This window comes from Niallia sp. RD1 (assembly GCF_024219955.1).
Classification (GTDB): domain Bacteria; phylum Bacillota; class Bacilli; order Bacillales; family Cytobacillaceae; genus Niallia; species Niallia alba.
This window is the reverse complement of record NZ_CP100420.1, coordinates 1,617,526-1,630,020: the sequence shown is the minus strand read 5'-3', so window position 1 is coordinate 1,630,020 and position 12,495 is coordinate 1,617,526. Positions and strand designations below refer to the sequence as shown.

Genomic DNA, 12,495 nt, shown 5'->3' with positions numbered 1-12,495 from the left:
TTTTATTCACCCAATCCTTCTTCATAAATACTTTTACCAGCTAAATTTGTTAAACCATCACGATTTTTCACCACAATAAACCCTTTTTTCCGTTCAATCAAGCCATCCTGACAAAATTGCTGTATCACTCTGTTTAAATGACGGTAACTAGTACCAATTAGATTGGCTGTATCTTTTAGGTTAATCTTATTACGCTCCGTATCATATAATGGATCCTCCTTATCAAAGGAAACAGACAATAAATAACTAGCCAATCTTACTTCGACTGGATAAAATAAATTGAAGCGCATCGAACTTGATTTGATATAAAACTTCTTCGTGATAATATCCAACAAAAACTGTAAAAAGGGTGCATAATCGCTCACATATTGTTTTAAATGTCGTTTATGAACACCGATCATCATTACGTCTGTTATAGCTTCCACTGTATTAAGAATATCCGTATCTCTTATATATTCCACGTCGCCTACCATTTCCAATGGCGTTTTAAAAGAAAGGATTAATGTTTTTCCTTCCGCTGTAGTTGTATATATTTTAATTTTCCCATCCACCAAAATATAAATATATTCAGCCGTCTGCCCTTGTGTACAAATAAACTCCCCTTGTTTAAAGGCATAAAGGTGTAAATGCTCTTTCAACTTCTCAGGAAAAATTGCTTCTAATTGAAATGTGCGAATATATTCTTCTACCTGTTCCAGATTACCAATTACTTTCATGAATGGTTCTCCTTACATTTTTAATAAAAGAACACCTATTATCATCATACCAATGCCAATAAACTGCGGAGCCTTCATTTGCTTTTTTTCTAATCCGAACCAGCCATTGCTATCTATTATAAAGGTCATAAATAGCTGTGCAATTAAAGCCGTTGAGATTGTTAATGTAGCGCCCACTAAATGCATCGCTGTAATCGTACTAAAAATAATAACTGATGCAAAAGATCCTCCAGCCAAATACAGCGGCTTTACTTGTTTATATTTTGAAAAGGTTTCTTCTTTAACAAGCAATAAGATTAAAAAGGCAAGTACAAACCCGGTAAATTGTGTAATTGCAGCTGCCTGCCATGAACCAATATCTTGGCTAATTCTTGCATTTGCCACTCCTTGTAGAGTAATAAATGCACCACCCATAAATGCAAATAAAATACCTCTCATTTGTTCGACCCCTTGTTATTTAATTTCCTTTTTAAAGATAATCGAATTCTAAAAATAGGAAAAGGACATATGTCCTAAATATGCCCTTTTCCTAGTATAATCTTTTTTCCATAAAAAAACCCATCTGAAAAATAAATTTCAGACAGAGTTTAGCTTGCTATCTTATCTATTAATTAAACAGTTTGTGCTACTAATTTAGTTCCAGCAGCAGTTACTTTTTGTAGACCTTCTTCAATGATAGAAGCAGCTTTATCAGGCATTGCATTATGACCTTCGATAATCACTTCGTCAATGATTTCCATTCCGAATACGCCGCCAAATACAGCACGCATATAGTTAACTGCCATTTCAGATGAAGCAGCTTCTGGAGTAGAATAAATGCCACCACGAGCATTTAAAAGAATTGCTTTTTTATCTGTCATTAATTGGATCATGTTACCCTCTGCATCAAATTTAAATGCAAAGCCTGCAGCATATACATAATCAATAAATGTTTGTAATTTAGCTGGAATAGTTAAGTTCCAAAGTGGGAATGCAAAAACTACTACATCAGCAGCTGTTAAAGCATCCATCGCTTTTTGTTTAGCAGCTAATAAGCGTTGTTCGATATCTGTTAATTCTTCTCCGCTTTGTACTTTACCAAAAGCATCAAATAATTCTTGACCAAAGTAAGGAGTATCTTCTGCATATACATCATATACATTTACATTAAGGTTTTCAGCACCTTTAATAGACTCCATAAACGTTTCATACATTTTGCTTGATACAGCTTCAGAAGCTGGACGATTGTTTGCTTTTACTACTAAGATATTCATTTTATTTCATTTTCCTTTCCCTATTTCAAATTGAAATCTAATGTGAATATAATAACAAAAAAAATACCTCAAAGGCAAACATTTTTAACTAAAGATATTTCCATTAAATATTTCCAATTAAAATGCACATAATTCATTCCACTGGAACAAGTAAAAAAGTAGAATAGTATTAAATAAATAGAAAGGTTGATGGGGATGAAAATTATTATCGATCATGTTACATCAAAAGAAGTTATTGCTTTATTAGAAGATCATTTACATAGCATGACCCTCCACTCACCGCCTGAAAGCATACATGCTCTTGATGTAGAAGGATTGAGAAAACCAGAAGTAACTTTTTGGAGTGCATGGGAAGACGGGGAGCTAACTGGCTGCGGTGCGTTAAAGGAACTTAATAACAAGCATGGAGAGATAAAATCGATGAAAACATCTCCTCATCACTTACGCAAGGGCGTAGCGAAAAAATTACTTGTCCATATTATCACAGAAGCCAAAAATCGTGGTTATAGCCGATTAAGTTTAGAGACAGGTTCCATGGATGCTTTCTTGCCTGCTAAAAGACTATATGAAAATTTAGGATTTCAGTATTGCGGCCCGTTTTCGGATTATGTGGAAGATCCGAATAGTGTGTTTATGACGTTGAAGTTATAACAGGGTGCCAGTTTTTTCAATCATAATCCGATGATTTTGTACTGAACATGAAGTCGGCCACTCAGTTTTTCTTCGAATCTTGATGAGACGATAGTAAACTGAGTGGTCCTCTTTTATCAATTTCATTAGATGCTACTCAAGTGTTCATGAATAATTTTCCAATTTCGTTCACTATCTTTTACAAAAACATTTGTTGCTCGTCCACTTCCTTTTATAAATTTCCCTTTAAAATATCCTTCATAATGATAATTGTAAATACATGTTGCCGAGTCATTCTCCACAACTAGCCACTGTACATCTGCGGCTGAATACTTTTCTTCCTTAATCGTATCCCATGCAATCTCAAAATATTTTTTTATTTCTTCCATACCTGTACATGTTTTATCTGTAAACCAATATACCGCTTTTGGATGTAATAATCGTTCAACATTTTCGAAGTTATGAGTGTTTGTCGCGTCAATATATTGTTTTAATAGATTAATAGGGCTCATTTTAAAATAACTTCCCCTTTCTGCTTTTTATTTTCGGTATATTTTCTGAGATGTAGCTAACTTATTCAGTAAAATTCTTATTCGCACTTCTTCTTTCCATCAATACAACATCTCTCCAAACTCCATCTAACTTGCCAATTTTCTCACGCATACCAACTTCTCTAAATCCGCAGCTTTTATGAAGCTGGATGCTTGCAATATTTTCTGGAAATATACCTGATTGCAGTGTCCAATAACCACTTGATTCAGAATGTTCGATTAATTTGACCAATAAAAATTTCCCATATCCTTTTCGCTGATAATCTGGGTGCAAATAAAGACTATGCTCGCCTACCCCTTGATATACACTGCGATTTGATACTTTGCTGATAGCAGTCCAACCGATTACTCTATCTGCGTCTTCATCCAGTAGAACAAAGCTGGATGATAAATCTTTACTGCTGCTCCACTTCTCCCAAGTTGGAACACTCGTCTCAAATGTTGCCTGCTTTGATTGAATCCCCAACCTATAAATATTCGCTACCTCTTCCCAATGATCCTCCGAAATCTGCCTAAGCTTTACGTTCATCCTCTCTTTCCTCCTTAATCTCACACCAGTCTCCTTGCTTTTTTCCTACTTCTTCTATCATAATAGTTAATTTATTGCATATTGTAATTATTTAATTTTGACTGCTTAAATCGGAACAGGCCTTTTACAATTCTCTGCTAAAAATAATTAGTTCTCCTTTTGGCCCCATTACTCTTCTTCCATTATCATCAAATCCTGCTTTATGGTATACGTATTGGGCTCGAGTATTTTTCACATTTACAGCCAAGATTACTTCCTTTTTAGCTGGAAATTGTTCTTTCACAAAAGGGATTAATTGCTCCATTGATTCCCTTCCAATTCCCTGCCCCTGATAAGAATGCTGAATAGAATAAGCCCGCATTAAAATCGCCCCTTTATTCTCACTATAATCTTTTACTCCGTCCCAGCCATGAAGGACAAAAAAGCCAGCAACCATACCATCTTTTAAGATAACGACCGGATGGCGATCCTCTTCCACTAAACATTTCTCTAGAGCATCAAGAGGTGTACTCGTATAATATAATTGTTCCTCTGATAAAAGGTAATTTTCCAGCTCTGGTTTATATTTTTCTTCATAAAATGCTAATGCGATAGACAAGTTTCTCACCTCAAATTTTTTGTAGCTTATCCGATAACTTCTTTACAAGTACTATTTCATCTCTAATAGAAATTCCGTCATTTCCATGGAAAGGTATCTATCTCAGGGCTTCCCCACTGAGATTGAAAAAATAGCTGTACTTTTTCACAATTGGTTTCGTTAATAGAGGTCATATTCATATTAGTTCCTTCTCCATACAAAGGTATTTGCGATGTCCTTCCGGCTTAGATTTATAGAAAATCTCTCCTCTTTCCACATAGTCACGCTTTTTATATAAATTTAAAGCTTGAAGGTTTCCTGAAAATGAATCTAATCGGATGCTATCATATCCTTGGGCAAGGGCATATTCTTCCATATATTGTACAAACGTAGAACCGATCCCTTTTCCTTGATAACTGGGATCAATCATGAAAGAATGAATAATCAAAGGCTTATTTCGCTTCCACTGAATAACCTCCCACTCCCCTGTTTGCCATTCATTTAATACAACATGTCCAACTATCCTGTCTTCTTTTAATAAAACGAATAATACTTTATTATCTATGCACACTTGAAAATATTCAATATTTGGATATTGATCGTCCCACTGAAAGATATTTTGCTTTATTAAATTTTCTCTACATTTTAAATAAATCTCATTAACTTCCTCTAACATATAGGCACTTGCCATGATAAATCGCATTTTCATTCCACCTCTTGCCGTTTATATTACTTGAATCTATTCTACCATTACAGTTCTTCTAAGCGATGTTTTTTCTAAACTAGTAGGGAATCATGGGGACGGTTCTTGTGCTTCCCTTTTCTCTACTAGAAAGAATAGAAGCACAAGAACCACCCCTTTAATTCCTTTAAAATCGTTCCAGCATTAAGTCTGTATTCACCGCTATAGCAGTCTTACTTCCATCTGCAGCGGACAGGAGAATAGAGGATGAAGCTACCTTTTCCACTTCTCCTGCCACATAAATATTTTTGACTGTTGTGCGGCCGGATCCATCCGTTACTATTGCCCCATTAGGATGAACTTCTAATCCAAGGTGTTCCACAAACTGATTGGAACGGTAATAAGAGGGAACAACAAAACCACCAGTTCGTGCCATTTTCCTTCCTGATCTAAACTCGATTTGTTGAAGGAATCCATTTTCTCCAATTATGCCTTTTATCGGTTCTGTGATAATTGGGATATTTCGCTTTTGAAAAGCCCCCTTAGTCTCTGCTGAAACAGCTGCTCCATTAGTTGTTATCACTAAATCCTTTGACCAATTATAAACTAATTTCCCCATATGTAAGATTTGCGCTTCGGTATGGACAATGAGAATAAGGGCTTGATCCCTTAGTTCCCACCCATCACAGTACGGACAACTAAATAGGCTTTTTCCATAATATTGTCTCACATTTGGAATCGGGATTACCTCTTGAACTCCAGTTGCTAAAATGATTTTCTCCGTTAAGTATTCTTCGTGATTCTTTGTTTTAACAAGAAAAGCTCCTCCTGCTTTTACCTTTTCGATTTTCGTTATTGTAGCTCTATGGTAAGAAATACTTGGGTATTTCATCAGATCATTTATACCTAAATCTTTAAACATTTGAGGACTTATCCCATCTCTCGTAAGAAAACCATGTGATTCATGGGTTACTCTATTCCTGTTCGTCCCATCATCAAATACAGCAACCGTTCTTCTTGCCCTCCCTAACATAAGCGCCGCACTCATTCCCGCTGGACCAGCCCCTATAACCACACAATCATAAACATTCATCTCAATTGGCCCCCTTTTTGCTTCCATTTAAATTATATGAACATTGTTTACTTTGTAGTGCTAGAATAAAGTGAAACTTCCATCAGTGGGGATTTTCCTTCCTCCCCCACTGATGGTTAGTTGAACCAATCGGACCTTTACGGACAGTTGATCTCCCACCTATCTTCCTCGTATACTCATAAGCTTGAGGGGAGAGTCTTACTGCCTGTTAAGAGTGGGATAAAATTTTTATAAAATAGAAACCGTTCTTCTGTTTGCTTTGTCTAAACAATAGGTAGAAAGGAGAGGGAAATGTGGAAAAGCATGAAAGAGATAAATTGCTCACAAACGCGATGGATGTATATGGCCATTATTTAACCCGACTTGCCTATGCCCTTGTGAAAGACAAAGAAAAAGCAGAGGACATTGTGCAAGAAGTATTTATCCGTTATTACTTACATCTCGAACAATTTGAGGGTCGATCTAGTGTTAAAACGTATTTATATCGTATGACTGTAAATGAGTGCCGAAATTATTTTAAAAGCTGGGCCTTTCGAAAAATAGAAGTTTCCAAGCTTGCTAGCACTTTTCTAATCTATAAGGAGACACCAGAAGAAGCCTATTTAAAACAAGAAGATAAGCATTATCTTGCCGCATTGCTTAATAAACTTCCAGCTAAATACAAGGAAGTCATATGGTTATATTACTATGCTGAATTATCTATAAAAGAAATTAGCGAGATATTAAACTGTTCCAGCAACACTGTTAAAACAAGACTAGCGAGAGGACGGAAAAAAGCGCAATTAACCATAAGTGAGGAGGAAATAGATCGTGCCAAATAACATTAAACAATTATTAGATGAATCAATCCCAGCTGATATCACCCTTTCCGAAGAAAATAAACAAAGAATTTTACGAAAAGCAAATCAGCAGTTACAAAGTACCATTCATCCGAAAAAACGATTATTTCGTCCCATATTCAGCACACTTGCCATTATTAGCCTTCTCATTATTTTAATTGGTCCGTCGCTATCCAATTGGTTTTCAACAAGATCTTCTTTTAATTTACCATTGGAAAAAGTAACTATTCCAAATGGTGATTATTCTTCTTTCATTCATTCTATCTTTATAAAAGATACAAACGAATTAATTTACGCAGATAAAAAAACGATATATTCTTATTCCCTTACGTCTCACTCACGGGAAGTACTTATTGAGTCTAGTGAGAATATTGATATTTATACACTGGCTGCAAATAAAAATTGGCTTATTTGGGGAGAAAAAAACAATAATATCTATATTTTAAATCGAGAGACAACATTGCAGAAAGAACAGAAAAAGACCGTTCTGGGGGATATTCAACTCCAAGAGGATATGTTAATTTATAATGATGCTTCGGGTTATAAGCAGTTAAATTTAATAACAATGGAGGAAACTAACCTTCATGATTTCACCGGAATAGGCAGAAACAGCAAAGCCGGTTTATATGATAATTTACTTGTTATACCTGAACAGTTTAAATCAAATAACGGAAATACAACTGAATTTTACGTCTATGATCTAACCACTCTAAAACAAATTGGAAAATATGGAGCTCCTTATAAAGCGGCAGAAAATGTTATCTTAATGAACAATAAAATATATGCTGCATTTTCAAATGAGGATGAAAATTCACCTATTTTAGGCTATATCGATCTCACCGATGGCACTTTTCACAAAATAGAGACTCCCCCCTTTAATAATTATGCAGTATATAAAAATTACCTTGCACTAAGTATAGTGGACAAAAATACCGATACAGTAAAACTATATCGATTAGAGAATGAAAATTTGGAGGAACTTCCCACTTTCAATAAAATAAAAGAACGCTTAGTCATGCCCCGCTTCACCGATGATGGAGCCTTAATAGTAAACGGAGAGTCAGCAGATTTTTCGATGTATATACAGGATGTAGAATGAAAGCAGAGGGACGGTTCTTTCGCTTCCCTTTTCAAAATAGCGGAAGCAGTAGAACCGTCCCTCTGCGCACTTACATTACGTATTCCCTATAGCGGTTATAGTCTTCTTCTTTGCATTCGATAGATAGATATACTCCCTCGTTTTTGTATTCGGTTGAAAGGATATTTGCCCTTTCTTTTAAATAAGACAGGATATTTCCTTTATCGTAAGGGATGTTCATTTCGCAGGAAATATATTGTTTAAAAACATTTTCCGTAATAACTCCAATCAATTCATCTATTCCCATTTGTTTTTTTGCAGAAAGGTATACTGTATCTATTCCTGCCATTGAAACTTCTTCCATTACTAAATCGACTTTATTAAAAGCATAAATAGTAGGGATATTTTCTGCCCCTAGCTCTTTTAATGTTTGCTTGGTTACGTTTATTTGCTCCTTATAATTCGGATTGGAGAAGTCTACGACATGAATGAGTAAATCAGCTTCAGCCACTTCCTCTAAGGTAGATCGAAATGCTTTTACTAATTGGTGTGGCAATTTACTGATGAATCCAACAGTATCTGTTAATAAAAAGGACTTATTATTTGGCAATGTTATATTTCGCACAGATGTTTCCAATGTTGCAAACAACATATTCTTTTCAAAAACCTTTTTTTCTGTCGCAGCGTGAAATTTTTCAATCAGCACATTCATTAAAGTAGATTTACCAGCGTTCGTATAGCCAACTAGTGCTATACTTGGCATTTCTTTCTTTTTCCGCATTTTCCGTTGATTCTTACGTTGGACAACAAGCGTATCCAATTCTTTATGCAGACGACTGATTCTGTCCTCAATACGTCTTCGATCCAACTCTAGCTTTGTTTCCCCAGACCCTCTATTTATTAGTCCAGATCCACCGCCTTGGCGTCCTAATGATTCGCCTAAACCCGCTAATCGAGGTAGCATATACTGCAATTTTGCAATTTCAACCTGTAGCATAGCTTCTTTTGTCTTCGCTCTTTGAGCAAAAATATCTAAAATTAATACCGTTCTGTCAATGATTTTACAATTTGTAGCTTCTTCCAAATTTCGAACTTGTGATGGAGACAACTCATCATTAAAAAGAACTGTTTGCACATCCTTTTCAGCAAGTAAAGCTGTTAATTCCTGAAGCTTCCCTTTTCCAATATAATGGGCAGAATGAACCCGATCCAACTTCTGTGTTACTTCCCCAACTACCTCTATATCACAAGCCTCAGCTAATTGAGCTAGCTCTTCCATCGAATTCGAAAAATCTTCTTTCTGATCATAATGAACGCCTACTATTATCGCCTTTTGTCTTTCTGCCATTTACTATTCCTCCATTCTGTTCATAAAAAAACACACAGGTGGCCGCCTGCGTGTTAAGTAATCGGAAGAAGGAAAAGGAATAACATTTATCCAGAAAAAACCCTAAATTCATAAAAATTGGGTATCTAGAGAAAAATATTATTCAATTTTAATAAATAAAAAGAGAGCACATTTCTCTCCCTTTTTACACCACATCATTATTAATAACGTTAATGAAAGGTTAAATTAAAAATAGGCAGACTAATCCCGATTACTCTACACACAGGCAGAGCCTTTAAGTACTATAAAATTAGTTACATAAAGTATAAAATCGAGATAGAATTCCACATCTTAAAGCAACCCTCCATTCATCTAATTAATTTTATTATACCATAAATGGAAATGATTAGGAAGCAGTAAAACCGTCCCCACGCTTCCCCTTGACATAAAGTTAACTTCATGTTGTATCGTCTAAAATACGAGGTGAGAAAATGTATCAAGTATCAGAAGTTGCTAAGCTTGTTGGCTTATCGATTCCTACTATTCGTTATTATGAAAAATTGGGACTCATTGATGCCCCCATGAAAAATGACAGAGGCTACAAAGTATATGATGACAATATCGTTCAATATTTAGGATTTATTGTTAATTTAAAAGATACCGATATGCCGTTGGAACAAATTAAAAAGTATGTAGATGCTTATAAAGAAAACGATAACCAGCAATGTTATAGTATTTTACAGGAACATGCAGAAAAAATGAAAGCGGAATTAGCCAAACGCCAGCAAATTTTAGAAAAGGTGCAATACAAAATTTCTCCCTTTAGTACCCTCAAAGGTGGCGGAAAATAATGCAACAACCATTACTAACAGGAAATTCAGCAAGAACAACGACAGATGAAGTAATTGAAAATATAGATTTAACAGGTAAAACGGTCATTATTACTGGTGGAGCAGCTGGCCTTGGTTTAGAAACAACGAAAACATTAGCAAATGCCGGGGCAACAATTGTTATTCCAGTAAGAAATCCAGGTAAGGCTAAACTTTCTTTAGCTGGAATTCCAAATATTGAGCTTTATCCTGCTTCATTTGATTTAAGCAACAGGGATTCCATAAACTCATTCAGCCAATGGTTCAAAAAAAATCATCAAAAATTAGAGATACTAATTAATAGTGCCGGAATCATGGCTACTCCTCTATCCTATGATAGCTTGGGAAATGAACTACAAATAGCAACAAATTATTTAGGCCATTACTTTTTAACAAAAGCGTTGCTTCCCGAACTAAAGCAAGCGAATGGAGCGAGAGTTGTCCATTTAACCTCAAGAGCACACTGGTTTTCTCCTTTTCATTTTGAGGACCCTAACTTTACACACACGCCTTATGATAAGTGGGTGGCTTATGGACAATCCAAAACAGCTGTTTCATTATTTAGCGTAGCTCTTGATGAACTGTATAAAAAAGACAATATCCGCTCCTTCGCGGTACATCCAGGAAGTATCGTTACAAACCTTTCTCATAATTTAACAGATGAAGAATTGTCCGCAATGGGAGCAATCAATAAAAACGGAGAACGTGGTTACGATAGCTATAACAATGAACATAAAACAATAAAAGAAGGTGCCGCAACCATTGTTTGGTGTGCAACAAGCCCACAATTAGCAGGATATGGCGGGGTTTATTGCGAAAATGGAGATTTAGCTCCTTTAGCCACAGACGATAGTAATCAAAATCGAGTCGGCGTCAAACCTTGGGCTATAGATAAAGGAACTGCACTTAAGTTATGGGAAGAAACTCCTCATTTATTTAAGTGATCATAGGGACGGTTCTTTCGCTTCCCTTGATCGTTTTTCTTAGTATGTGAACAAAAAAAGCGAGGGATCAGTAGAACCGTCCCTCTGCTTCCTTCCTCCGCTTCCTTTATGCTCTTTGTAAGGTTTGTATCGAGCTTGGTTATAAAAGCTTGGTATTCTTTTGTTATATCAATATCTAGATGATTACTTAATACCATAATCCACCGGACAACTTGTGCTTAAGTTCTTCCTTTTCGTCTCCAGCATACCCCCATGTACCACTGCTTGCCATCACTAAAGCGTCCTAGTACACCAACATCTGTTGAAAACCCGAGCATATCTTCTTGCATTGTCCATTTCCTTCCAATACTTAACTGTTCCATCTGGTTATATAAACCACGGATATATTTTGCTTGCTCCAGCGCTTCAGTAAAATCTATTTCCTTGCTCTCTTTATTCATAACGATCCCTTTGATTTCAATTATTAAGGGAATCAGTAGAGCCGTCCCCATGCTTCCCTTTATTCCCATGAAAAGCACAACTAGTAATGTGATCGTTGACTACCCCAATTGCTTGCAGATAGGAATAGATGGTTACAGGACCGACGAATTTGAAGCCCCTTTTTTTCAAATCTTTGCTGACTTTTTTTGAAAGATCGGTTTCTGCCGGGATTTGGCTATCATACTGCCAGTTTGATATGATTGGTTTTCCGTCTACATAGGACCATAAAAATTTTGCAAAACTGCCGTATTCTCGTTGAATTTCCATAATTGCTATTGCATTGCTTTTAACTGACTTAATCTTTAACAGATGTTTAACAACTTCCGTATTGGTTCGGATATTTTCCATTTCTATTTCTGTCAGGTTCGCACAGTACTTTAAATCGAAATGATGAAAAGCCTTCCTATATGCCTCGCGCTTTTTTAATACAATAGACCAAGATAATCCAGCCTGTGCTCCTTCAAGTACTAGCATTTCAAACAAATATTGATCATTATTACTTGGAACACACCACTCTTTATCATGATATTCTCGCATCAAATCACTCGAATTTGCCCATGCACATCTAGTTTCCATCTATTTCCCCATCCTCTTTCCATGAAATCATCAAATAGTAATATAAATTTAGTATAAACTAATTAACCTGACAACATCATGTCATCTTCTGATTCCTCTTCTCCTTTCTTTGAATAATGAAAAGGGGGTACATTCGTTTGGAGACAATCTTCTTTTCTTACAGCAAGAACGATTTTTCCCCCTTTTCTGAAAGCAATTGCTATAGCTTTCTCAATTCCGCTGGAAGCTCCTGTGATAATTATAATTTCGCCTTTATTTGATCCTTCCTATCTACTCACTATATTTTACTTACCTTTCAAATATAGTGAGTATAATATGACTACAGCGTGTCATATTTATAAAACATTTTTA

Annotated in this window: 16 protein-coding genes; 5 read left to right on the top strand and 11 right to left on the bottom strand. The window is 35.8% G+C overall.

Annotated elements, in window-relative coordinates:
* Positions 1 to 2 precede the first annotated feature (2 nt).
* The 3 genes from NKG37_RS07785 to NKG37_RS07775 form a co-directional block, all read right to left on the bottom strand.
* Positions 3 to 716: a Crp/Fnr family transcriptional regulator gene (locus NKG37_RS07785; protein ID WP_101729110.1), complete on the bottom strand. Its 714-nt coding sequence runs from the start codon at positions 714 to 716 to the stop codon at positions 3 to 5.
* Positions 717 to 728: 12 nt separating this feature from the next.
* On the bottom strand, positions 729 to 1,154 hold the full coding sequence (locus NKG37_RS07780) for a DMT family transporter (protein ID WP_016201395.1): 426 nt from the start codon (positions 1,152 to 1,154) through the stop codon (positions 729 to 731).
* A 173-nt stretch (positions 1,155 to 1,327) separates the two neighbouring features.
* A complete protein-coding gene (locus tag NKG37_RS07775) occupies positions 1,328 to 1,969 on the bottom strand; it encodes an FMN-dependent NADH-azoreductase (protein WP_101729111.1) in 642 nt (213 codons plus the stop codon).
* 195 nt (positions 1,970 to 2,164) lie between these two features.
* Here NKG37_RS07775 and NKG37_RS07770 point away from each other — a divergent pair, with 195 nt between their 5' ends.
* Positions 2,165 to 2,620: a GNAT family N-acetyltransferase gene (locus tag NKG37_RS07770; protein WP_169189587.1), complete on the top strand. Its 456-nt coding sequence runs from the start codon at positions 2,165 to 2,167 to the stop codon at positions 2,618 to 2,620.
* Positions 2,621 to 2,745: 125 nt separating this feature from the next.
* Here NKG37_RS07770 and NKG37_RS07765 read toward each other — a convergent pair whose 3' ends face one another.
* From NKG37_RS07765 to NKG37_RS07745, 5 genes are all read right to left on the bottom strand, one after another.
* The gene (locus NKG37_RS07765; protein ID WP_224427568.1) at positions 2,746 to 3,111 is read right to left on the bottom strand and encodes a YybH family protein; all 366 of its coding nucleotides are present in this window, start codon (positions 3,109 to 3,111) and stop codon (positions 2,746 to 2,748) included.
* Between the two features lie 61 nt (positions 3,112 to 3,172).
* The gene (locus tag NKG37_RS07760) at positions 3,173 to 3,679 is read right to left on the bottom strand and encodes a GNAT family N-acetyltransferase (RefSeq protein WP_169187666.1); all 507 of its coding nucleotides are present in this window, start codon (positions 3,677 to 3,679) and stop codon (positions 3,173 to 3,175) included.
* A gap of 124 nt (positions 3,680 to 3,803) precedes the next feature.
* Positions 3,804 to 4,286 carry a GNAT family N-acetyltransferase gene (locus tag NKG37_RS07755; protein ID WP_254416046.1) on the bottom strand — a complete coding sequence of 161 codons (483 nt, stop codon included), beginning with the start codon at positions 4,284 to 4,286 and terminating at the stop codon, positions 3,804 to 3,806.
* A 166-nt stretch (positions 4,287 to 4,452) separates the two neighbouring features.
* Positions 4,453 to 4,959 carry a GNAT family N-acetyltransferase gene (locus NKG37_RS07750; protein WP_169187664.1) on the bottom strand — a complete coding sequence of 169 codons (507 nt, stop codon included), beginning with the start codon at positions 4,957 to 4,959 and terminating at the stop codon, positions 4,453 to 4,455.
* Positions 4,960 to 5,125: 166 nt separating this feature from the next.
* Positions 5,126 to 6,031 (bottom strand): NAD(P)/FAD-dependent oxidoreductase, encoded by a 906-nt coding sequence (locus NKG37_RS07745; protein ID WP_169187663.1) that lies wholly within the window; start codon positions 6,029 to 6,031, stop codon positions 5,126 to 5,128.
* 293 nt (positions 6,032 to 6,324) lie between these two features.
* Between NKG37_RS07745 and NKG37_RS07740 the strand changes: the two genes are divergently transcribed.
* Positions 6,325 to 6,852, top strand: coding sequence for a sigma-70 family RNA polymerase sigma factor (locus NKG37_RS07740; RefSeq protein ID WP_169187662.1), 528 nt, complete (start codon positions 6,325 to 6,327; stop codon positions 6,850 to 6,852).
* Positions 6,842 to 7,969: a hypothetical protein gene (locus NKG37_RS07735; RefSeq protein ID WP_224427570.1), complete on the top strand. Its 1,128-nt coding sequence runs from the start codon at positions 6,842 to 6,844 to the stop codon at positions 7,967 to 7,969. Before NKG37_RS07740 ends, NKG37_RS07735 begins: the two co-directional genes overlap by 11 nt.
* Before the next feature lie 70 nt (positions 7,970 to 8,039).
* On the opposite strand, the gene hflX is transcribed toward NKG37_RS07735, so the two are convergent.
* Positions 8,040 to 9,296 carry a GTPase HflX gene (hflX, locus tag NKG37_RS07730; RefSeq protein ID WP_254416045.1) on the bottom strand — a complete coding sequence of 419 codons (1,257 nt, stop codon included), beginning with the start codon at positions 9,294 to 9,296 and terminating at the stop codon, positions 8,040 to 8,042.
* A 470-nt stretch (positions 9,297 to 9,766) separates the two neighbouring features.
* On the opposite strand from hflX, the gene NKG37_RS07725 reads away from it, so the two are divergent.
* Together NKG37_RS07725 and NKG37_RS07720 are read left to right on the top strand one after the other, a co-directional pair.
* Complete coding sequence (locus NKG37_RS07725; protein WP_224428284.1) at positions 9,767 to 10,126, top strand: MerR family transcriptional regulator; 360 nt, start codon at positions 9,767 to 9,769, stop codon at positions 10,124 to 10,126.
* A complete protein-coding gene (locus tag NKG37_RS07720; protein WP_212121812.1) occupies positions 10,126 to 11,088 on the top strand; it encodes an SDR family NAD(P)-dependent oxidoreductase in 963 nt (320 codons plus the stop codon). The genes NKG37_RS07725 and NKG37_RS07720 overlap by 1 nt, the downstream gene beginning before the upstream one ends.
* 218 nt (positions 11,089 to 11,306) lie before the next feature.
* On the opposite strand, the gene NKG37_RS07715 is transcribed toward NKG37_RS07720, so the two are convergent.
* Positions 11,307 to 11,528 carry a nucleoside triphosphate pyrophosphohydrolase family protein gene (locus NKG37_RS07715; protein WP_205835557.1) on the bottom strand — a complete coding sequence of 74 codons (222 nt, stop codon included), beginning with the start codon at positions 11,526 to 11,528 and terminating at the stop codon, positions 11,307 to 11,309.
* Between the two features lie 16 nt (positions 11,529 to 11,544).
* Positions 11,545 to 12,144 (bottom strand): DNA-3-methyladenine glycosylase I, encoded by a 600-nt coding sequence (locus tag NKG37_RS07710; RefSeq protein WP_224428285.1) that lies wholly within the window; start codon positions 12,142 to 12,144, stop codon positions 11,545 to 11,547.
* Positions 12,145 to 12,495 lie beyond the last annotated feature (351 nt).

What these genes read in the sequence shown, in the direction of transcription:
- NKG37_RS07785 (WP_101729110.1), bottom strand. Translation starts at nt 716, where the DNA reads ATGAAAGTAATTGGTAATCTGGAACAGGTAGAAGAATATATTCGCACA.
- NKG37_RS07780 (WP_016201395.1), bottom strand. Translation starts at nt 1,154, where the DNA reads ATGAGAGGTATTTTATTTGCATTTATGGGTGGTGCATTTATTACTCTA.
- NKG37_RS07775 (WP_101729111.1), bottom strand. Translation starts at nt 1,969, where the DNA reads ATGAATATCTTAGTAGTAAAAGCAAACAATCGTCCAGCTTCTGAAGCT.
- NKG37_RS07770 (WP_169189587.1), top strand. Translation starts at nt 2,165, where the DNA reads ATGAAAATTATTATCGATCATGTTACATCAAAAGAAGTTATTGCTTTA.
- NKG37_RS07765 (WP_224427568.1), bottom strand. Translation starts at nt 3,111, where the DNA reads ATGAGCCCTATTAATCTATTAAAACAATATATTGACGCGACAAACACT.
- NKG37_RS07760 (WP_169187666.1), bottom strand. Translation starts at nt 3,679, where the DNA reads ATGAACGTAAAGCTTAGGCAGATTTCGGAGGATCATTGGGAAGAGGTA.
- NKG37_RS07750 (WP_169187664.1), bottom strand. Translation starts at nt 4,959, where the DNA reads ATGCGATTTATCATGGCAAGTGCCTATATGTTAGAGGAAGTTAATGAG.
- NKG37_RS07745 (WP_169187663.1), bottom strand. Translation starts at nt 6,031, where the DNA reads ATGAATGTTTATGATTGTGTGGTTATAGGGGCTGGTCCAGCGGGAATG.
- hflX (WP_254416045.1), bottom strand. Translation starts at nt 9,296, where the DNA reads ATGGCAGAAAGACAAAAGGCGATAATAGTAGGCGTTCATTATGATCAG.
- NKG37_RS07725 (WP_224428284.1), top strand. Translation starts at nt 9,767, where the DNA reads ATGTATCAAGTATCAGAAGTTGCTAAGCTTGTTGGCTTATCGATTCCT.
- NKG37_RS07720 (WP_212121812.1), top strand. Translation starts at nt 10,126, where the DNA reads ATGCAACAACCATTACTAACAGGAAATTCAGCAAGAACAACGACAGAT.
- NKG37_RS07715 (WP_205835557.1), bottom strand. Translation starts at nt 11,528, where the DNA reads ATGAATAAAGAGAGCAAGGAAATAGATTTTACTGAAGCGCTGGAGCAA.
- NKG37_RS07710 (WP_224428285.1), bottom strand. Translation starts at nt 12,144, where the DNA reads ATGGAAACTAGATGTGCATGGGCAAATTCGAGTGATTTGATGCGAGAA.